The organism is Methylobacterium sp. CCH5-D2, from assembly GCF_001556475.1.
Taxonomy (GTDB): domain Bacteria; phylum Pseudomonadota; class Alphaproteobacteria; order Rhizobiales; family Beijerinckiaceae; genus Methylobacterium; species Methylobacterium hispanicum.
The window spans coordinates 1-18,737 of record NZ_LSIX01000589.1; the positions used below are offsets into that span (position 1 = coordinate 1).

Below are 18,737 nucleotides of genomic sequence, written 5' to 3' on the forward strand. Positions count from 1 at the left end.
GAGGCGAGCGTCGGCGCCGCCGCGGGCATGCCGAACAACGTGCGCGCTGTCGTGGCAGCGCTGGAGGCTGCCGGCATCGAGTTCATTCCGGAGAACGGCGGCGGGGCCGGCGTGCGCCTGAAGGCCGACGCGTGACGGCCGGCCGGCGCAAGCGCGTCTCTTCGGTCCGTCTCACCCTGACAGTCCTTGGCCTATTGGCTGCCCCGGCCCTCGCCGCCGAGCCGATCACCGGCCGGCCGAGCGTCACGGACGGTGACACGCTGGTGATCCGGAACACCCGCATCCGGCTTCATGGCATCGATGCGCCGGAGAGCGCGCAGACCTGCCAGGACAAGGCTGGCAAGGACTACCGTTGCGGGCAGGCTGCGGCGCTGGCGCTCGACAGCCACATCGGCCACGCCACCGTTACGTGCGAGCCTCGGGATACGGACCAGTACGGCCGCACCGTCTCCGTTTGCCGGAAGGGCCCGGAGGATCTGAATGCCTGGATGGTGACGCAGGAGCACGCCATCGCCTACCGGCGCTACAGCACCGACTACATCGCGCAAGAGCAGGCCGCCCGCGCGGCTCGGCGCGGGATCTGGGCCGGCACCTTCGAAGAGCCGTCGACCTGGCGGCGAGCGCAGCGGGGCGCCACTCGCGAGAATCAGCCCGACCCCGTGCCCTCGCACCCGGCCCTCAACTGCGCGATCAAGGGCAACATCAGCCGCTCGGGCGAGAAGGTCTACCACCTGCCAGGCAGCCGGGACTACGCACGCACGGTCATCAAGGAGCGGGCTGGCGAGCGCATGTTCTGCTCGGAGGATGAGGCAAGGGCGGCTGGCTGGCGGGCGCCGCGCGGCTGAAGCTGGCGGCCCTGTTCGCGGTCCTGCTGGTGGCGGCGTGCGGCCCGTCCGAGACCATCGAGACGCTCTACCGCAACTCGCTCCTCGACGAGAACGCGCGCATCCACGTGGCTACGTTCGACGCCGCCGAGAGCCGCGCCTACAACCAGGAGAATTGCCGACAGGCTCAGGAGCTGTTCCAGGCACAGCCGGGCGTTCGAACCCGCTTCTGGTGCGAGGCGGGCCGGTACAGACGGTAGGTGTGCTGAGCCCTGCAGGCGCGGCGACGACGCCTTCGCTTGACGTTGGCCGAGTCTGCACCCTGTCTGCACGACCGAATCGCCCTTCCGCCCCGATCGTCACACCCCGACGCCAGCCGACAAGTTCGATACTAGGCTGCGCGAGGCAGACGCGCGGGAGTCGGTGAGGCTGCGACGTTCGGCCAGCCCGCGCTCGACGTGGCCGCTCGGTCCGCTGGCCGTAATGATCGGTCTAGGCTGTAGGCCAGCGCGACATCCGCGGCTAGCTGCGAGCCAGCTCTCAAAACGGCAAACCGAGCTAACCCATTGTGTGGAGTGGATTTTTCGGGCCACTCGAAAAAGAATTGAGAGTGATTTAGAGTGGCGTCATGGACGAGCAGTTCGCCTTCAAACTGGTGCCCCCTAGAGCAGAGCTAATCCAGCTATGGACGCCCGACGAGATATATGACCGCCTAGATCTATATAATATCGAGCAGTTTGTCGAGGATCGAAGGGTCGAGCGCAAAAGCGCGTCTGTTCAGCCTCGCGCATTGGCAGAATACCTTTCTATGTGGTCCAATACTCAACCTCATGGTGGCATAATCATCGTGGGTATAGATGACTCCGGACGACTCTCTGGGTGCAAGAAAATTGCCGCATCCCATAAAAATACTCTCGAAAGCCTGTCTTTGCTCTGCCCTGATGCAAGGTGGGCAAACAAGGACGTAGCTATTAAAAATTATAAGGGCGAAGATGACTTCGTTATGGTGTACCGGGTAAACTATCGGCCTGATAAACTTGTAGAAACGTCGGGTGGAGAAGCGTTTGTTAGGGAGGGCGACAAAAAGATAAAAATTAACGAGTATTTAAAAAGAGAGCTGAGAATTTAGAAGGGAGAAATACACTACGAACTTGAAGAAACTAACCTTAAATACCCCGAAGAATTCGACATGGGTGATATAAGCAATTTTTGTAAAGCTTTTCACATAAATCGACGCTCGCAATCGGATCGATCAAAAGAAGAACTGCTAGAGTTGGCAAAGCTCGGCAAGCATGTGGGAAAGAAATTCAAGCCAAATCTGACTTGTGCGCTTCTTTTCGCGCATGACCCTAGAGACGTTATTCCAGGCGCTCGCATTCGGGTGATCCGCTACGAAGGCAATCAAGAGAAATTTGGACAAGAGCTAAATTCTGTTTACAGCACATTCGTAGATGAAAATGCATCAAAAATATTATTCAACGTTAAGCCGATTGTCTCTGCGCAAATAAGAACTCTTCAGAGATTCACAGTAAGCGGCAGAATAACAATAAAGCCGGAATACCCAGAGGAAGCTTGGTTCGAAGCTATTGTCAATAGCGGTAGCGCATCGCTCGTACAACCTGAAAACGCAAAATATATTTGTGAAGATCTTTGATGACAAGTTTGTAGTTGAAAGTCCCGGCGGGTTCGTGCCCCCTACAACTGCATTGACTGTGTACGATGCACACAATCCGCGCAATCCATACCTCATGGAAGCGATGATGCATTTAGAGCTTACATTTTGCGGCTATGAGGGAACTCGGCGCATGCGTAGCGCAATGCAGAAAGCTCGACTGCCCGAACCTCACTTCAAGCAAATCGAAGCTCACTCTTACCATGTCCATGTAACTTTAGAGAATGATGTAAAAAACCGAAAGTCGTTCCTTCCAAAGTAAATGGCAAGAAGCTTTACGCCTCAGCAGTTAAATGATCTGACTGCTGATGAAAGTTTCATAGTTACTTATCTGACAACAAAGAACGATATTAACATAACCGAAGCTGCCCTGGCAATGAATAAATCATGGCCGACGGTCAGCAAAGCTATGTTATCACTTCTAGAGCGTGGCATAATTGAATTCACCGACAACAAGGGGCGCAAGCACGACTCTAAAAAATATACAAATTGAAGAGAGCGCTTGAAAACTAACGTTGCGCACCAAAAAGCCCGCCGCGGCGCTGAGCCGTGGCGGGCTGAAGTCTCGGGAGGAAACACCGCCGAAGCGGGCACACGAAGCGATTAGCATTTGGCATGCCAGACCCCGCGTGCGCCTCGGCACTCGTCACCGAACCGTCATCAGCGCCGCCAAGTCCGCTGCCAGCCTGTCGTAGTCGCGCAGGTGCACGCCGTCCGGCGGCGCGGCCTGCGTGGTCAGGCCAGGTCCGCCGTCGCGCAGGCCTGCGAACGGATCGAGGAACCGGCATCCATGTCGCTCGCACAGGCTGCGCAAGACTGCTGAGTAGGCGTCAACCGCCGCCGGATCGCGGATTGCCGCAGCCTCGGGGCCGAGCGGCGGCACGGCGGCTACCAGCACCACGTCCGCATGCGCGCGGAGCCAATCGATGATGCGGGCTGCCGCAGCCTCAAACCCGGCCCGGGTGCTCTCCGACAGCGGATCTGCCCGGCGCAGGATGTCGTTGGTGCCGACGAACAGCACCGCTGTTCCAGCCCGAGCACTGAACGGCAATGCGTCGAGCTGCGCGGCATAGCCCCGCGCCGAGGTGCCCCCTATGCCACCGTTGACCAAGAGCACCCGCCGCGCCAGCGCAGGGGCGACAATCTCCGCGTGCGAGTTGCCCGCCAGGAACACGAACCCCGGCTGCGCCTGCGCCAGCGCCGTGCGGATCTCCGGCAGGCGCCGGTCGAGGTGCTCGCGCGCCAGTCGCGCGTTCCGCTGCGCCTGATCCTCGGCGTAGACCGCAGTCACAGCCGCGCAGGCTCCGACGGCGAGAACGCCCCTGCGCGTCCAGCGGCGGGGAGGCCGGGCGCGGCTGTCGCTGAAGCTGTGCATCCGCCGCCCGGCATATCATGCCAGCCGGCACATTACTCAGCGCCGCCCCGCCTGCCCCTGCACGGCAGCCCGAAGCACCGCATCAGCGACCGGCGTCTGAGCCCGCTGCGCGACGATGCTCCGGATCTGCTGCACGCTGTCGGGCGCCGAGAAGAGCTCGGCCAGAGTCGCGTTGTTGCGGCCGAGATAAGCCCGGCGTGCTGCCTCACCTGCGTTCGCCAGCATGGAACGGCCGCCGGTGCGCAGCGCCGTCAGCCCCTGCTGCGGCAACGTCTCGCCGCCGATCTCCGCCCGGTAATGCGCGTTAAAGTTGGTCGGGCTGCCCTGCGGCTTGCGGGTGCCCGTGGCGCGCAGGACGTCGAGCAGCTCGCTCACAGCCTCGCGGGGCGAGGCAGCCGGCGCACGCTCGCGCTCGAGCGCCGCCATCACCGCGTCGAGGTTGCGCCCCTGCTGCTCCGTCCCGGCGACGTCCTTCGGGAATCGGGCACCACCGCCCTGTACCTCTCCGCCAACGAGCCGCGTCATGCTGGCGTCCGCCTGGTTGGCGAGTGCCTGCCGGATAAGCGGCCCAACCACGTCGGGGTCGCGCGCCGCCAGCCGCGTGACAGCGTCGGCAAGCTCGCCCTCGCCGCCGACCTGCGGGCGGTGCGGTAGCACGGCGGCCGTCGGGGCGTTCGTGTCGCTGGCGCCCGCGACGGCGCCGAGCGGTCCGTGCTCCAGCGGCTCCAGGTTCTGCCCGCGCGCCTGCGCCTGTGCGGCCAGCGCGTCGTCGTACGCCTGTGAGCCGCCGCGGGCCGGGTCTCGAGCGATGGCGCGCGCCTTAGCGGCCCCGCCTTCATACAGGCTGGCAGCCTGTGAACTGAAGCCCGGGTTGGCCCGGTTGCCGAGTGCCACGCCGCGGTCGCGCATGTCCTTCGTCACGGCGTCGATGACAGCCACGGAGTTGTCGGGCTGGCCGGCATAGGCCGGGCCGAGCACCTCGTCGTTGCGCAGCCGCCGCAGCGACGCCTGAAAGGCCGGACCTGCTGCGATTGGCTCAAAGTCAGCCCGGTCCAGGACGTGCCGCCCGGCCTCATCGTAGGCGGGGCGCGTGGCGCGGTTGATGCCGGCCCGTACGTCGTCGATGGCGCCCTGCGCCGCCGCGGCCGCGGACGCGGCCGCCTCTGGCGCAACATCCCCTATGCCGAAGCCCCGACCGCATGAGCAGCCGGGGCTTCGGTCAGCGCCGGGGTGTCTATCAAGCGAAGAAGCTGGTGCTGAACTGCTGTTGCGAGAGCCCGGCAAACTCGACGGTTCCCCCGCCTGAGAGCCTCAGCAGAGCATTCCCGTTTGCGGCTGCGCCTAAGGTATAGGTCTGACCCTGCAGGTCGATACGGTCGCCCTGCGCTTGGTTGAAGCCGAGGATCACATCACGACCTGAGTTCTGGCCAAACACATAGCGATCGGCGCCAAGATCGCCGGAAAGCACGTCGTCGCCACGGTCGCCTGAGATAAGGTCATCCCCCTGTCCGCCATAGAGCGTGTCATTGCCCTGGCCGCCGTAGAGAACGTCGGAACCGATGTTGCCAAACAGGAGGTCGTCACCCAGGTTGCCGAACATCACGTCGGAAGCAACACCGCCGTAGGCGCTATCGTTGCCGATACCGCTGTAGATCGTGTCGTTCCCCTGATTGCCATACAGCTGGTCGTTGTCTTGGTTTCCGTAGAGCTCGTCGCTGCCGCCGCCCCCAAAAATGGTGTCGTTCCCCTGGTAGCCAGCTATGAAATCTCCGCTTTCAGCACCGGAAAACGCATCGGCAGCGGCGGTGCCGGTCAGGTAAACACCGCCGCCGGCACGGTGGGCCGCGATGTAGGATGATGAAACGTCTACTGCTGCGGTGCGGCCGCCGTCCTGCGTGTCGAGGCCGATAGCGCCTGTGATCTCAATGATGCCTTGTCGAGGCGCGCCGCTGGACGGTGACGTAGTCGTCCAGGTCACATTCGTCAGGAATGCCTCCAATGAAGACACCTCTGTGAGCGGCGCGGAGCCGATCGACCTGTAGTAGTGAAGGTTGTTCCAGTCAGAGGCAATCTCAGAAAGCCTGGCGGCGTCGGACCGTATAGAAGAGGAGAAGGGCGTGCTGTTTGATCCGCTTGCCGCCGTTCGGATATCGGACGCAATCTGCCTTGCTTGTTGCGCGTTAACGTTCACGCCATTCGTCTCGTACAGCTTCGTGAACGCCAGCGTCACCTGTGCGACGCTCATGATATCCGAGCGGAGCGCGACGTCGTCTATGCCCTGAGCAGCTTTTGCTGCGTAGCTAGCGGTTAGCTGATCTGTGATGCGGCTTAGATCCCCAATCAAACCAGCAGCTTCTTGAGCGTACATCTCGGCGCCGGCGCGCACTTGCAGTGTTACGGATGAGCCGAGAAAATCAGCTTTCGGTGCGAACTTGTACTGACTCCTGACACCGAAGGTCCCTGCTTTATCGAGCAGGGAGGCTTCATCAGAGCCCATCTTTGCGTAGAACTGGACGCTCCCAACGTTGGGGTTCAGCGAGTAGCCCATATAGTCAACAGGATCTACGGCAGCGTTTGCGAACGAAGATCCAGATATGCTGGCGCCCGACGATTGTACGTCGTAGAATGACAAGAATGCTCCGTACTGGCCGTCTAATCCGTCGGAGGATAGGCGCCCGTCGATATCAGCGGTGACCAGCTGATTATTCGTCGGCTCGGAGTCATTGCTCATTTTGGCGTCTCCAATCTAGAGCGCCTAGGCAGCACGAAGGCCACTAATTAGCAATGCCGCAATCCGGCCCTACGTTCTACCTCCTCGTCCGAGTGTCTCTTGTGTGACACCAGGCAACACGTCGCGGCAAGGACCATAAGTCCTTGCATCGCCGACGGCCTGCGCTTGAAGATCCGGGACTTCGCCCCTCTCGCAGCGGCAAACATGCGCTGCGCTTCGCGACCGCCTACCGAAAAGCGGCCAGCGCGAAGTTGCTGGCGTCGCCTGCGTCGGCCGTGATGGCGCCGCGCCGGATCGGGCGTGCTGCGGGCGACATCGTCAGCTCACCCGCATCATGGATGTGTAGCCCTCGTTGGCCACCGTGGACGTAGCGACGTCCGAGAAGGCCTGCACCGTCAGGTAGTCACCGGCGTTCAGACGAACGGTGCAGGACACGCTGAGCTGCGTGTTGGCCCCACTGCCCGCAGGCAGGTGAGCCACGGCTGGAAGATCGGCGGTCGAACCGTTCTTGAGAACGATGATGGAGCGGAGGCTACCTGCCGTCTCAGTGCCGAGGCAGACCGACGCCGTGAAGCTGTAGAGGCCGGTAGTAGGTGCGATAAAGCGCCCTTGTGCGCCGGCGTTGCGGTACCCTCCGGTGTCCTCAATCGTCGACCACGTCACGTTCGTGGCGGTGTTGGCGGGGACCGAGACCCCGTTGTGGCGACCGCTCGCGAAGTTCGACCCGACCTGTAGCTGAAGCGCGCCGTCGAGCTTCACGAGGCTTGAGCGGGGCGTTCCACTGTCACGGTCGGCGCTGATCAGCAGGTTGCCGCCGCTGTCCTGCGTGAAGTTCGTGTAGAACGGCGTCCCGACGTTGCCGATGCTGCTGAAGCGAAACGGGCGCGAGCCCTGGCCCGGGGCGCCCGTCATCTCCGGGACTGTCGCGGGTGGGAGCGTATCGTCCTCGCAGGTATTGCCGAGGCCGAAATTGTTGCGGCTGCCGAGATCCACGACGTTTGCGTCATTCACTCGGAAGCGGCAGTTGTCGACCGTGACGCCCGCCGATCCCGCGCTGAGGAGCACGCCCGCTCCGACGCCCGCAAAGACGCAGCCCGTAATCATGCCGCCCGCGATGAGCGCCGGCCCGATCTGGACGCCGTTCGACCCGGGAGGGGCTTTCGTATTCGGCGGCTCTAGGAAGGTATCGCCCTGGAACCAGCAGTGGTGAATCTGGAACGGCACCGGATGGTCGATCCTGATGCCAGCAAGGTTCCGCTTCATAAAGAATGTGCAGTTGATGGCCGCGAACGTGAACAGCTCGGTCAGGATCTCAATACCGGAGCCCGTGAGCAGGCCGGCCTGGAAATTCGCCACATAGAGCTGCGCCAGCACGCCCTTACGCGTCGCGTTTTCCACGGTGGCGATGCCGGTCCGGCAGTAGACGGCGTTGCCGTTGACCAGGGACACGCCCTGCACGTAGTCGCCGTAGTAATGCCCTCGGTCCAAGCAAACGAATTGGAAGTTCGTGACGTTCAGCAGCAGCCCGTAGGAGAAGTCGCCGCCGAATGTGCCCCCCTTCGATGCAGATGCCGTCGCCCAACGGCGGCGAGTTCTCCCCCGACGTAGAGCCGCCGGCGCAGATGATGTTGACGATGTCGCAGTTCGAGGTCCCGCGGAGATCGATGCCCTTATTCCAGTATTGCTGATTGAAGGCACCGAGTCCGCCCCGAGTGACCACGTTCCGCACCGTGTCGTACGGAACCCGCCGATGGCCGGCGGGATAGAATTCCGAGGTAGAATTCAGCCGATACGCGCTGCCACTGCCCGCGATGTTGTCGTACTCGGTACTCAGCGTGAGGTCGGCCAAGTGCGCCGAGTGCCCGAAGTAGCTGAAGTCGTACCGGATGCCGCCGTTGGCATTCTTCCAGCGGAGAACAGTTGCGTCGGTACCCTGGCCGCGGTTGGTGATCGTGCGGGCCTGCTGTGAGCCCTTGGGGAACACCTCGTAGATCTGCTCTTTCAGGTCGCAGATGCCGGCCGGCCACTCCAGAACGCCACCCGTGATCGGCAGGGCGGCAGACGCCGCCTTGTAGGCGTTGTCCCACTTCAGATCGCCGTCGCTGTCCTTGGCGTAGGCGGCCAGTCGAGGAGCAATCCGCCGTCACGAAGGAAATGTCCGGGAGCATGCAGACGGCGGCTGGGGGCGTCGCAACCATCGCCGAGGCCATGCGGTTGGTCGCAGAAACGAGCGAGCGTGCAGATCTAGCGACGCGCCAAGTCCGGGAGGTCGCGAACGCCGTTCGGTGATCTGTTGTCGCAGAAGCCTTCGGTGCGAGCCGCCAGGGTCTGATCCATGCTCGTCGACGTGCACGCCCATCCCACAGTGAACTGATCGATGCCCTCTAACCCATCACAATAAATATAACCTGAGTTACCGCTTCAGCAGGTTTATGAATGACAAATAAATACCAAATCCCACCACAGATCTTCTCGGCTGATACCGACTTGCTTGCGCAGATCGAAGAGGCTCCTGGCCTGCCTTTCGGCACATTACTCTGCATGACACCAAGTATGAAGAGAAAAATCAGATTTTATTCGACACGTTGGAGATTATCAGAGTCTTTACGCAGATCTAAAATCAAAATACGCGCCAGGGGTGTTTCTAATTTGTCCGGTCGGCGCACGAGGTGACAATCCAGAACTGATTTGCATCGCTATAACAAAGATATACTTTTTCGCATATGTGAAAGGAATACGCCAATCTTGAACAACGGCGTTAACTTGCCCTGCGACCGATTTTTATGTCTGCTTTTTGGTGCAGCTGAAGGTTGATATACTGGCCGCTTTGGGTCGGACGCAGAACGTTCGCTTGCGGGCAGCTAGCCAATCTCCGCTTCCCACCCTGAGCGGCCCCCCGACCGAAGGGGCTCAGAGGTATATTAGAGGTCAGCCCAAAGCTTGCGCGATCGCCCCCTCACGCGCCTCAAGACCTCGTGGCCAGTTGAGCCGCCAGCCCTGATCCATGGGATTGCCGCCATGCGTCAGGATCCTGGAAGACACCTGCCCACATTCCGAGCCGCCGCCCCCAGGCGCGCGCTGCAATCTCGGCGTAGGGATGCGAATCCTGACGTTCGGCCATCGCGTAGCCCTGGCCGACCACCCAGGCGCCGAGATCTTCGCCCGCGACGCGGCAGAGCGCCGTCAGCGTGATGTTGCTTGGCGCATCGGGCAACTCGCACGTCACGGGAGCCTCGCCGATCCGCTGCGTCAAGGCTTTCGCCGCAGCGCGGCCACAGGGATACGCGCGTTCCCGCGCATCCCAGCAGGTCTGGTCGAGATCGGGCGCCGACACCCCGTAGAGGCGCACGTGGCGATCCGCGATCACGAGGTTGCCGCCGTCGATGATTGTCGCGGGTCCGATCAGGGTCTCGCCCGCACGCGCCGAGAGGGGAAATGCGAAGAGCGCGCTCCCAAGGAGCGCGGCCCCCGCCAAGGCAAGATGCTGACCTTCGCGGCGTTTCTCCGGCGAAGGACAAAGGAGCGTACCGGCCAGACCGGCCGCGCAGGCCAGGAGTACACCGACGATGATGGACATGGAGGGAGCCTTTCAGCGCTGTCTCGGATGCCTCCCGTCTGCCCGCTTCCATACCCAGCAGCCTGACGGCGCCTGTCAGCGTTCCGTCAGGCAACCGCGCGTAGATTGATCGCCGCCATGCCGCCTCACCGTACGCTACCGCTTCTTCTCCTCGCCGCCGCGCTGGCCTGCGCCGGTCCGAGCGCGCGCGCGGCCGAGGATGCCGACCGCGCCCGCCGCGCCCTGGAGCAGGGCGAGATCCGCCCCCTCGACGAGGTGCTGCGCGCCGCCCGCGCCGCAGCGCCCGGGGATGTGGTCTCGCTCGACCTCAAGCGGAGCGACGGCCGCTGGCTCTACAAGCTGCGGATTCTCAGTGCAGACGGGAAGCGGCGGACCCTCAAGGTTGATGCCGCCTCGCTGCGGATCCTCGACGGTGACGAGGATGATGATGACTGAGGGCCCGCAGCGCACGCGCGTCCAGGGGCTCGCGCCGTGAAGATCCTGATCGTCGAGGACGAGCCGCGCATTGCAGCGGACCTGAGGCAGGGTCTCGAGCGCTCCGGCTACGTCGCTGAAGTCGTGGCCGACGGCGAGGCCGCCTGGTTCCGTGCCGAGGTCGAGAGCTACGACGCGATGGTGCTCGACCTCGGGCTGCCGCGCCTCGACGGGCTTGGCGTGCTGCGCAGGTTGCGCGCAGCCGACATCCGCCTGCCGGTCCTGATCCTGACCGCCCGGGACGGCTGGCGCGAGCGCGTCGAGGGCATCGACGCCGGGGCCGACGACTATCTCGCAAAGCCCTTCCGCATGGAGGAGTTGGTGGCGCGGCTGCGCGCGATCCTGCGCCGAACCGCCGGACACGCCTCCGCGGTGCTGCGCTCCGGGCCGGTCGAACTCGACACCCGGACGCGCGCCGTCAGCGTCGAAGGGCGCGCGGTCGATCTGACCGCGCTCGAGTATCGCCTGCTCGCCTTCTTGCTGCATCGGCCCGGTGAGGTGGTGCCAGCGGGCGCGTTGCTCGACCACCTCCACGGCACCGACAGCGCGCGCGAGGCGAACGCGATCGAGGCCTTGCTGACACGCTTGAGGCGAAAGGTCGGCGCTGGGGTTATCGAGACGCGCCGCGGCCAGGGCTATGTCGTGCCCGTCCCGGAGCCCAGCGGGGACGGACGGTGCGGCTGAAATCCCTACGTCTGCGGCTGGGTCTCGCGGCGGCCGCCCTGATCGCGCTCGCGCTCGTCCTGGCTGGGATCGGGCTGGCGCTGATCTTCGATGCGGTGCTTGAGGCGCGAACAGTGGATGACCTCGACCGCACGGCCAAGCAGATTGCCGGACAGGTCGACCTCGCCCCGGACGGCAATCCGGTGGTGGCCCGCGAGCCTACCGACCCGCGCTACGCTGCGCCCTACGGCGGACTGTACTGGCAGGTCGAGGCCGGCACGAAGCTCCTGCGCTCCCGCTCGCTCTGGGACAAGCGCCTCGGCGGGCCGGTGGACACGGCAGCCTCAGACGATGGAAGCGTTCTGGATCTGCCCGGTCCAGACGGAGCTTCGCTGATCGCCGTCCAGCGCTCCGTCGCGCTCGGCTCGCGCGAGGGCGAGAGGCGCCTGCGCATCGTTGTCGCTGAGGACCGGCGTGATTTCGCCGGGAGCCGTGCGACCTTCCTGCGCCTTCTCATACCCTCGCTCGCCGCCCTCTTCCTGATCCTAACCGCCGCCATGGCGCTCTTCGTGCACCGGGCCCTCGAACCATTCCGCGCACTCCAGGCGGCTCTGCGTGCTGTCCATGCGGGGGAGCGAGCGCGCCTACCTCTGCACTTCCCGGACGAGGTTCAACCCCTCGTCGCCGACCTCAATCGGTTGCTTGACGCGCAGGAGCGCGCCCTGGTTCGCGCTCGCGCGAGCGCGGCCGACATGGCGCACGGCCTCAAGACGCCGCTCGCTGTCCTCGACGCTCTGGGCCGCCGCATCGGTGGCCGGGAGCCGGAGATGGCCGCCGAGATCGCCGAGCAGGCCCGTGCGATGGGTGGCCAGGTTGAACGTGCCCTCGCCCGGGCGAGAACCGTCCCCCCGGGGGACCTGAGGCGGCGCTCCTGCCTAGTGGCGCCCGCGATCGAGCGACTTGTCGTGACCATGCGGCGGCTGCCGGAGGGCGACAGCCTCGTATGGGAGGTCTCGTTGCCGGCAGACCTCAGCTACCCCAGTGAGGAGGGAGAGCTGATGGAGGTCGCGGGCAATCTGCTCGACAACGCGCACAAGTGGGCACACCGGCGGGTCCGTGTGGGCGGGCACGCCGGCCGGGATGACGCGAGCCTCCTGATCGAGGATGACGGCCCGGGCATGAGCGAGGCGGCAATCGCCGGGCTAGGCCGCGGCGTGCGCTGGGACGAGAACCGGCCCGGGACCGGCTTTGGGCTCGCAATCGCGCGCGACATTGCCGATGCAACTGGTGTCGAACTGAACTTTGGCCGCTCGACGCTCGGAGGTCTACGAGCGGAGCTGACCTGGACACAGTCCCGCATGAGCGGCCCCAAACCCGCCAGCACCGGGTCGTGAAGCGCCAAAGCCCGCTATCCACCCTCAGCAGTCATTGAAATGCTAGGGCCAGAACTACCGCTTCCGACTGAGATACGGATTCCGGCGTTGAGTAGGGCCATGCGGCGCTCAGCCAGCGAACTCAGTCCTGCATGATGCGCCAAGGTGGCGCAGGCCCATCTCGACGCAGAACCACCTATCCAACCCACGGTTGGTGCTGAGCCCATCGGCCCTATCATATGTTTGTGATCCAGACGCTCGGAATGCCTGATGTCACACAACATGCCCGGGCCGCTCGGCTGAAGCCGTCTCCGTTGCCCCAGCGGCTGCCGGCCTGCTCGCCGATAAGGTCGCGCGCCGCGTTTCCGCATGCGGCAGCGAAGCCAAACCTCCCGGTGGAGCGATCGCGATCAGTACACACCGGCGGGAGAGTCGAGCTGATCGCCGAGACGCCAGCGTAAGGGAAGGAAGACGCTTGGATCAGAGGACTCCGCTCAACATTGCCTACGACGCTGTCAGGGCCGCGCGGGAAGCCTGCAAGCTCGCTTCCGGTCGCGCTAGCGCGGAGGACCGCGACGACGGCTTCCCGACGGAGGACATCAGCGATCTAAGGCGCCTCGGCTTGCTCGCCGCGCCGGTCCCCACCGCGGAGGGCGGTGCAGGCCTCGGCGAGGAGCCCGGTGCCGGCAGGCTCATGGAAGTGCTGCGTCTGCTCGGATACGGAAGCCTCGCCCTTGGACGACTATACGAGGGCCACATCAACGCGCTTCAACTGATCGCTCGCTACGGCGATGCCGGGCAGAGGGCGCGCCTCTTCTCTGACGCCCGTGCGGGGCATCTCTTCGGGGTCTGGAACACCGAGCCGCCCGAGGGCGGCCTGACCTTGAGCGTTCGGCCCGGCGGCCTTCACCTCGCCGGCGCGAAGACCTTCGCTTCGGGCGCTGGCCATGTCACGCGCGCGCTCGCCACCGCACGCGATCCGGACGCAGGTGCAACACTGATGCTGGTGGTACCGCTGGAGCCCGGCACCCGTGCCAACCTCTCCGCCTGGCGGGCGCACGGCATGCGCGCCTCGGCCACCGGCACCCTAGACTTTGACGGCCTCGTCGTACCGAAGGACGCCGCTCTGGGAGACCCAGACGCTTACTACCGCCAGCCGGACTTCTCCGGCGGCGCGTGGCGCTTCACGGCGGTGCAGCTTGGCGGCATCGAGGCGGTATTCGACGCTTGGCGCGAGCACATCGTACGGCTCGGACGCGGGCGCGACCCACATCAACTCGCGCGGCTCGGCGAAGGTGCAATCGCGGTTGAGAGCGCGCGGCTGTGGGTGCGGCGTGCGGCAAAGGCCATGTCCGAGGCGACCCTGCCGCCGGGTCGGCTCATCGCCTACATCAACCTGGCCCGCCTCGCCGTCGAGCGGGCTGGTCTCGAGGTCCTCCAGCTCGCTCAGCGTTCGGTCGGGCTTCAGGGATTTCTGCGTGGCCATTCCCTGGAACGGCTTGGGCGCGACCTTGCGACCTACCTGCGCCAGCCGGCGCCGGACGGGGCGCTCACGGGGGCCGCGGATGAGATCCTGCGGGCAGGCGGCCTAGCCGGGGACCTGTGGACTGGAGACAGGACGTGAGCCGGCATTCCGCCTCGCTGCCAGCGAGCTACTTCGACGATTGCTATGCGGGCGATCCGGATCCCTGGCGGTTCGCCACAAGCCCGTACGAGCAGGAGAAGTACGCGGCCACGCTCGATGCCTTGCCACGGGCGCGCTACGCTTCCGCGCTTGAGGTCGGCTGTTCCATCGGCGTGCTGACTGAGGCTCTGGCCGAGCGCTGCGACACCCTCGTCGGCATCGACTTGGCCGAGCGCGCCCTAGACCAGGCCCGTGTGCGCTGCGAACGCCTGCGTCACGTCTGCTTCGAGCGTGCGCAGGTGCCAGATCAATGGCCCGATGGCTCGTTCGACCTGATCCTGCTGTCCGAGGTCGTCTACTTCCTTGATCTGGTCGACGTGGAGCGCCTGGTCGCACGCGTACGGGGCTGTCTGCGGACCGGCGGCGAAGTCGTGCTGGTGCACTGGACAGGCGAGACGCACTACCCGCTGAGCGGCGACGAGGCGGCCGATCGCTTCATCGCGGCCGCCGCAACGTTCCTGCGCCCCTTGCGCGGGACCAGGACCGACGCCTACCGGCTCGACATCCTTGGCCCGGTATCGGTGCCGGGCGTGAGGGGTGAGCGATGAGCGGGTGGCTTGACACACCGCAACGCTACGGCCGGATCAGCCAGGCGTTCCATTGGCTGATGGCAGCGCTTTTCGCCTGGCAGTTCGCCGGGGCGCTGCTCTATGTCGGGATCGGGGATACGGCGCTCACCCGCTTCGTTGGCGCAAGCCACTTCACCCTAGGCTTCACGCTCTTCGTGCTGGTTTGGCTGCGCGGGGCATGGGGGCTGGCGAACCTGAAACGACGTCCTGTTCATGCGGATCGCCTCGGACGCGCCGCCACCTTCGGCCACGCCCTGATCTATGCCCTGATGATCACTGTGCCGAGCCTTGCACTGCTGCGCCAGTACGGATCGGGCAAGCCGTTCTCGCCCTACGGCATTCCGCTCATGCCTGAGCGTGAGAGCAAGATCGGATGGATGATTTTGCCGGCTGATCTGCTGCATTACTGGCTGGGCTTCACGCTTCTCGCCGTGGTTCTCGGCCATGCGGCCATGACGTTTATCCATTGGAAGCTGCGAAAAGAGAATGTGCTCGCACGCATGACATGATGCACCCCAGATAGCAGCGCCCTCAATTCGCGGGCTTCTCTGGCAACCTATCACGCGCGCCAGCGCTGGCCGATCGTGTTCGCCTACCACCGACGCGCCTACCGGGCGTTCGGGTTGGGCGGCTTGTTGTGGTTCATGGAGAGCCTGCGGCGTGATCTGGACCATCGGATGCTGTCGGCAGTGGTCCTGCTGATGATGAGCCGGCCGGACGATCCGGCACCGGGCGAGATCGTGCGCTGGACCCGGCAGTTGCATCGCGAGGGTGTAACCGTCACGCCGACGCAGACGAAGCGTGGACGCAAAACGCTCGGAGCGACGGCGATGACCTCTGCCGAGCGGCAACGGCGACATCGAGCGCGGAAGCGAGCGAAGTAGGACCTCACAGCAACCGGGCACGAGGGGGCTGCAGCGAGGGACGAGGTACCGCCCGCTCCGCTTGATCATCAGAGGGCCTGCTTCCGACCCTTCTCGAGCCTCCTGAACGTCCGCTTCCTGGCAGCGCGTCGGAGGGCAGAGCTGGCCCACGGCCTCGGAGTCTCAAGTCCTGGACGTTCGAGCGAGTCCGCTCAGGCCAAACTGGTAGGTCAGGTCGCCGTGGGCCAAGCTGTCGGCGATGAAGCGATCGAAGGCCGCAACGAAGAACGAGGTCAGCTGGAAGTACGTGTTGCGCGGTCCTGAACGGGCCAGGAAGCCCTTGCTCTCTGCGACGGCTAGAATGTTGCGGATGTGGCTGCGCGAGACGCCAAAGTGCGAGGCGATGGGGCCAAGATCCGCCTCCCGGAAAGCGCCGTCGGCTTTGGAGCCTGCCATCTCCAAGACTGAAAGCAGAATGATCAGCCCGCTCGTGCTGCTCAGGATGTAAACAAGATCCATGTTACTCCAAAGCATCGCGACGATCCCGTCGAAAGCCTCGATCGCGCAGCGCGCATGTGCAGCCTGGAACTCGACGTTGCGCTCGAGCGCATAGGCATAGCCGGGATCGGGATAGAGGGTCTCCAGGGCCGCGTAATGGGCCGCTATCCACTCGCGATCCCAGGCCAACAGTTCCTCGGTGGGACGGATCAATCTCACCCGGCTATCTCCGGGCTGCTTCTGTAGCTCCAGATCGCCAGTCCGGACGAGGCGCGCGACGAACGCATCTATAAGCCTCGGGCTGGCGAAGCCGAAGCGAGCAACGGTCGTCTTGAGCTTGTTCAACGTCGGCCAGGTGTCCCGGTCGGCGGGATCGTAGTTGGCGTACAGGCAGACGATGATCGCCAGGGTCGTCACGCGCCCGACATCTGCTCCGAAGCGGCCTGGAAAAGTGTCGATTGCGTAGACCTTGGTCTGCTCGGCGATGAAGACACGCCGCGCGGCCGGAAAATTCGGATGCGCCAGGATCGCGCTTGCGGTGACGGGCTCGACCGGAGCCTCGGGCGCGCAACGAGCGGACCGGATCATCGTGTGCCCCCGCCGCAGCGGTCGATGTTGCATGGCGTGCGTCTACAGGGAAACCAAATCAATTGGCAGGGGGATTTTCTATCTTGAGTTGTAATCATTACAAAAATCAACCGAAAGTTAGGTCCGGCGACTTCATCGATAGTAAATATCGATTGCTTAAGATAGTTCTATTACCGAATCATTGGTTGTGAATCCGCTTAAATTACTCATCCCGATGGGCTTGGACTCGTACACAGACAGACTTATCTCGAAGCAGGCCAAGCCGACGGCATTGGATCCGCCCCAGAATATAAATAGATAGAACATTCCCGTTGGATCGCACGCCACCAAACGACGGAATCTCAATTTGCTTTAGTGGCCGACAACCACCGGCGCGGACTGCGCGGGCGATACGCGGAAGTGCATCGCTGATAAAAGCCTACCCGCATGGCGAGGAGTCCCGCGAGCGCGCGATTGCCACGCGCCGGGTGCTGGCAGTTGACTACCCTCAGCCGCCATTGGGCCGCTCCATGAGATGTGTCCAGAAAATGAAGGTGTCGAACGCGACGGAGATGAGCGTGATCAACAACGCCTGCTGCATCGTTGACCTCCGCGCCGACGGGTAGCGCCACCTCTATTCCGGTTTCGATGATCAGGCTTACAGTTCGCGGAGCCAGCTTCCGAGCATCGAGCCCGTCTCGGAGCGGACCGGCAGGCCGCCCCGGTCGATGGCGGCCTCGCGCGGCAGGAACCCGAACCGCCGCTTGAAGGCGCGGCTGAAAGTCTTCTCGTCCGTGAAGCCCACCGTGTAAGCGATGCTCGACACACGCGGGCGCGGTCCGTCGCCGGACCGCGTCAGCAGCGCCATGGCGCGGGCGAGGCGGCGGTTGCGGATGTAGTTCTGCACCCCGTCATCGGCCGCAAACTGGCGGTAGAGCGTGGCGCGCGAGAGGCTGAAGCGCGCGCAGAGCATTTCCGGACCGAGTCCCGGGGTGCTGAGATGGTTCTGGATGAAGGCGCGGATCTCGAGGCTCGCCCGGCGCTCGGCAACCGAGGCGTCAGTGACGGGGCTCGGCAGGGCGGCGGCGCACAGTTTGGCTGCTGCCTCCGCGATGCTGGCCCTGTACGGCGCAGCGAGGCTCTCCCCGTGGGCCACCACATCGCGCAGGTAAGAGGTGAAGATCTGCGTGCCCGCGTCGCGTGCGGCGCTGAACACGCAGCCGTGCAGGGCGTCGAGCGACTCGCTCCGGTCGCCCAGCGCCGCGCGGGGCAGCAGGATGTTTGTCGCGGTCACGGGTGAGGCCGTGAGGCTGACCGGTTGCGCAAGATCGTAGACCACGAAATCCGAGGGCCGGACCTCCGCCTCCCCTCGCTCCGTGCGCACCACGCTCGTCCCGCTCCGGTAAAACTGGATCAGCAGGTGGTCGAGGCCCTGCGCCGCCGTCGTGCGGGCGGTGCGCTCCAGGGTCTGGGCTGGGGCGGAGACCTCGCCGATTAGGACGGTACCGAGGTTGTAGCTCCTCATCGCCACCGAGGGGCCGACATGGGTTTCGGAGACCGGCCGCGCCTCGAAGATCGGTGACAGGTGCTCTGCCCATGACTTCCACGCCTCTACCGGGTCGTTGCCGGGAACGAATTGGGTGAAAGGCATATCCGACATCGTCTAGTTCTACACTGTTGAAGGTCAAGCCAGGCGCGGTTGCTGCATCTTTTGGTAGTATCTGTCTCGGTCTGTCTACAGCCGTGATTGAAGAGCCCTAAAGCGACGCTGGCCTTGTGTAGAAATTCTTATCCTTACCTTTTCCGCCTCGCAATCTAGGTAAAATGTCAAAATTTGCGACGATCTCGCTCGCGTTCGAGACAGAAG

20 protein-coding genes and 1 pseudogene are annotated in these 18,737 nt (G+C 64.0%); 13 read left to right on the plus strand and 8 right to left on the minus strand.

Annotated features, from left to right (window positions below; genetic code table 11):
* The 6 genes and pseudogenes from AX737_RS35980 to AX737_RS33250 form a co-directional block, all read left to right on the plus strand.
* Positions 1-135, plus strand: a pseudogene (locus AX737_RS35980) (transcriptional regulator); the annotation flags it as partial.
* A complete protein-coding gene (locus AX737_RS15065; protein WP_245293451.1) occupies positions 132-845 on the plus strand; it encodes a thermonuclease family protein in 714 nt (237 codons plus the stop codon). The pseudogene AX737_RS35980 and the gene AX737_RS15065, both read left to right, overlap by 4 nt.
* A gap of 29 nt (positions 846-874) precedes the next feature.
* A complete protein-coding gene (locus AX737_RS15070) occupies positions 875-1,084 on the plus strand; it encodes a hypothetical protein (RefSeq protein WP_156453734.1) in 210 nt (69 codons plus the stop codon).
* A gap of 368 nt (positions 1,085-1,452) precedes the next feature.
* Entirely contained in the window at positions 1,453-1,953 is a 501-nt protein-coding gene (locus AX737_RS32115) for an ATP-binding protein (protein ID WP_082773061.1), read from the plus strand.
* 60 nt (positions 1,954-2,013) lie between these two features.
* Positions 2,014-2,478, plus strand: a complete 465-nt coding sequence (locus AX737_RS33245) for a hypothetical protein (RefSeq protein ID WP_156453735.1) — start codon at positions 2,014-2,016, stop codon at positions 2,476-2,478.
* Between the two features lie 280 nt (positions 2,479-2,758).
* On the plus strand, positions 2,759-2,989 hold the full coding sequence (locus tag AX737_RS33250; RefSeq protein WP_156453736.1) for a hypothetical protein: 231 nt from the start codon (positions 2,759-2,761) through the stop codon (positions 2,987-2,989).
* Between the two features lie 153 nt (positions 2,990-3,142).
* On the opposite strand, the gene AX737_RS15075 is transcribed toward AX737_RS33250, so the two are convergent.
* The 6 genes from AX737_RS15075 to AX737_RS15095 all read right to left on the minus strand — a co-directional run bounded on the left by AX737_RS15075 (position 3,143) and on the right by AX737_RS15095 (position 10,179).
* A complete protein-coding gene (locus AX737_RS15075) occupies positions 3,143-3,787 on the minus strand; it encodes an SGNH/GDSL hydrolase family protein (protein WP_197430591.1) in 645 nt (214 codons plus the stop codon).
* A 120-nt stretch (positions 3,788-3,907) separates the two neighbouring features.
* A complete protein-coding gene (locus AX737_RS15080) occupies positions 3,908-4,810 on the minus strand; it encodes a hypothetical protein (protein WP_156453737.1) in 903 nt (300 codons plus the stop codon).
* Between the two features lie 298 nt (positions 4,811-5,108).
* Complete coding sequence (locus tag AX737_RS15085) at positions 5,109-6,602, minus strand: calcium-binding protein (RefSeq protein ID WP_082773063.1); 1,494 nt, start codon at positions 6,600-6,602, stop codon at positions 5,109-5,111.
* 318 nt (positions 6,603-6,920) lie between these two features.
* Positions 6,921-8,051 carry a hypothetical protein gene (locus tag AX737_RS15090; protein WP_156453738.1) on the minus strand — a complete coding sequence of 377 codons (1,131 nt, stop codon included), beginning with the start codon at positions 8,049-8,051 and terminating at the stop codon, positions 6,921-6,923.
* Positions 7,981-8,586, minus strand: coding sequence for a hypothetical protein (locus tag AX737_RS34455; protein WP_197430592.1), 606 nt, complete (start codon positions 8,584-8,586; stop codon positions 7,981-7,983). The genes AX737_RS15090 and AX737_RS34455 overlap by 71 nt, the downstream gene beginning before the upstream one ends.
* Positions 8,587-9,567: 981 nt before the next feature.
* A complete protein-coding gene (locus AX737_RS15095; protein WP_066922616.1) occupies positions 9,568-10,179 on the minus strand; it encodes a thermonuclease family protein in 612 nt (203 codons plus the stop codon).
* A 108-nt stretch (positions 10,180-10,287) separates the two neighbouring features.
* Here AX737_RS15095 and AX737_RS15100 point away from each other — a divergent pair, with 108 nt between their 5' ends.
* The 7 genes from AX737_RS15100 (at position 10,288) to AX737_RS15130 (ending at position 15,826) form a co-directional block, all read left to right on the plus strand.
* Entirely contained in the window at positions 10,288-10,614 is a 327-nt protein-coding gene (locus AX737_RS15100) for a PepSY domain-containing protein (RefSeq protein ID WP_238231991.1), read from the plus strand.
* Positions 10,615-10,650: 36 nt separating this feature from the next.
* Entirely contained in the window at positions 10,651-11,337 is a 687-nt protein-coding gene (locus AX737_RS15105) for a response regulator transcription factor (RefSeq protein ID WP_066922620.1), read from the plus strand.
* Positions 11,328-12,710 carry an ATP-binding protein gene (locus AX737_RS15110; RefSeq protein WP_066922622.1) on the plus strand — a complete coding sequence of 461 codons (1,383 nt, stop codon included), beginning with the start codon at positions 11,328-11,330 and terminating at the stop codon, positions 12,708-12,710. The genes AX737_RS15105 and AX737_RS15110 overlap by 10 nt, the downstream gene beginning before the upstream one ends.
* A 454-nt stretch (positions 12,711-13,164) precedes the next feature.
* Positions 13,165-14,313 carry an acyl-CoA dehydrogenase family protein gene (locus AX737_RS15115; RefSeq protein ID WP_066922624.1) on the plus strand — a complete coding sequence of 383 codons (1,149 nt, stop codon included), beginning with the start codon at positions 13,165-13,167 and terminating at the stop codon, positions 14,311-14,313.
* A complete protein-coding gene (locus AX737_RS15120) occupies positions 14,310-14,921 on the plus strand; it encodes an SAM-dependent methyltransferase (RefSeq protein WP_066922626.1) in 612 nt (203 codons plus the stop codon). Before AX737_RS15115 ends, AX737_RS15120 begins: the two co-directional genes overlap by 4 nt.
* Positions 14,918-15,451 carry a cytochrome b gene (locus AX737_RS15125; protein ID WP_066922628.1) on the plus strand — a complete coding sequence of 178 codons (534 nt, stop codon included), beginning with the start codon at positions 14,918-14,920 and terminating at the stop codon, positions 15,449-15,451. Before AX737_RS15120 ends, AX737_RS15125 begins: the two co-directional genes overlap by 4 nt.
* A 75-nt stretch (positions 15,452-15,526) precedes the next feature.
* Positions 15,527-15,826, plus strand: a complete 300-nt coding sequence (locus AX737_RS15130; protein WP_066922631.1) for a hypothetical protein — start codon at positions 15,527-15,529, stop codon at positions 15,824-15,826.
* A gap of 162 nt (positions 15,827-15,988) precedes the next feature.
* Here the strand turns inward: AX737_RS15130 and AX737_RS15135 are convergent, their stop codons facing one another.
* Positions 15,989-16,891, minus strand: coding sequence for a hypothetical protein (locus tag AX737_RS15135; protein WP_066922633.1), 903 nt, complete (start codon positions 16,889-16,891; stop codon positions 15,989-15,991).
* Positions 16,892-17,528: 637 nt separating this feature from the next.
* On the minus strand, positions 17,529-18,521 hold the full coding sequence (locus AX737_RS15140) for a helix-turn-helix domain-containing protein (protein WP_066922635.1): 993 nt from the start codon (positions 18,519-18,521) through the stop codon (positions 17,529-17,531).
* Positions 18,522-18,737: the final 216 nt, after the last annotated feature.

Bases quoted from the DNA above. Each gene is read 5' to 3' on its own strand.
- AX737_RS32115 (WP_082773061.1), top strand. From the start codon at position 1,453: ATGGACGAGCAGTTCGCCTTCAAACTGGTGCCCCCTAGAGCAGAGCTA.
- AX737_RS33245 (WP_156453735.1), top strand. From the start codon at position 2,014: ATGGGTGATATAAGCAATTTTTGTAAAGCTTTTCACATAAATCGACGC.
- AX737_RS33250 (WP_156453736.1), top strand. From the start codon at position 2,759: ATGGCAAGAAGCTTTACGCCTCAGCAGTTAAATGATCTGACTGCTGAT.
- AX737_RS15085 (WP_082773063.1), bottom strand. From the start codon at position 6,602: ATGAGCAATGACTCCGAGCCGACGAATAATCAGCTGGTCACCGCTGAT.
- AX737_RS15095 (WP_066922616.1), bottom strand. From the start codon at position 10,179: ATGTCCATCATCGTCGGTGTACTCCTGGCCTGCGCGGCCGGTCTGGCC.
- AX737_RS15125 (WP_066922628.1), top strand. From the start codon at position 14,918: ATGAGCGGGTGGCTTGACACACCGCAACGCTACGGCCGGATCAGCCAG.
- AX737_RS15135 (WP_066922633.1), bottom strand. From the start codon at position 16,891: ATGATCCGGTCCGCTCGTTGCGCGCCCGAGGCTCCGGTCGAGCCCGTC.
- AX737_RS15140 (WP_066922635.1), bottom strand. From the start codon at position 18,521: ATGCCTTTCACCCAATTCGTTCCCGGCAACGACCCGGTAGAGGCGTGG.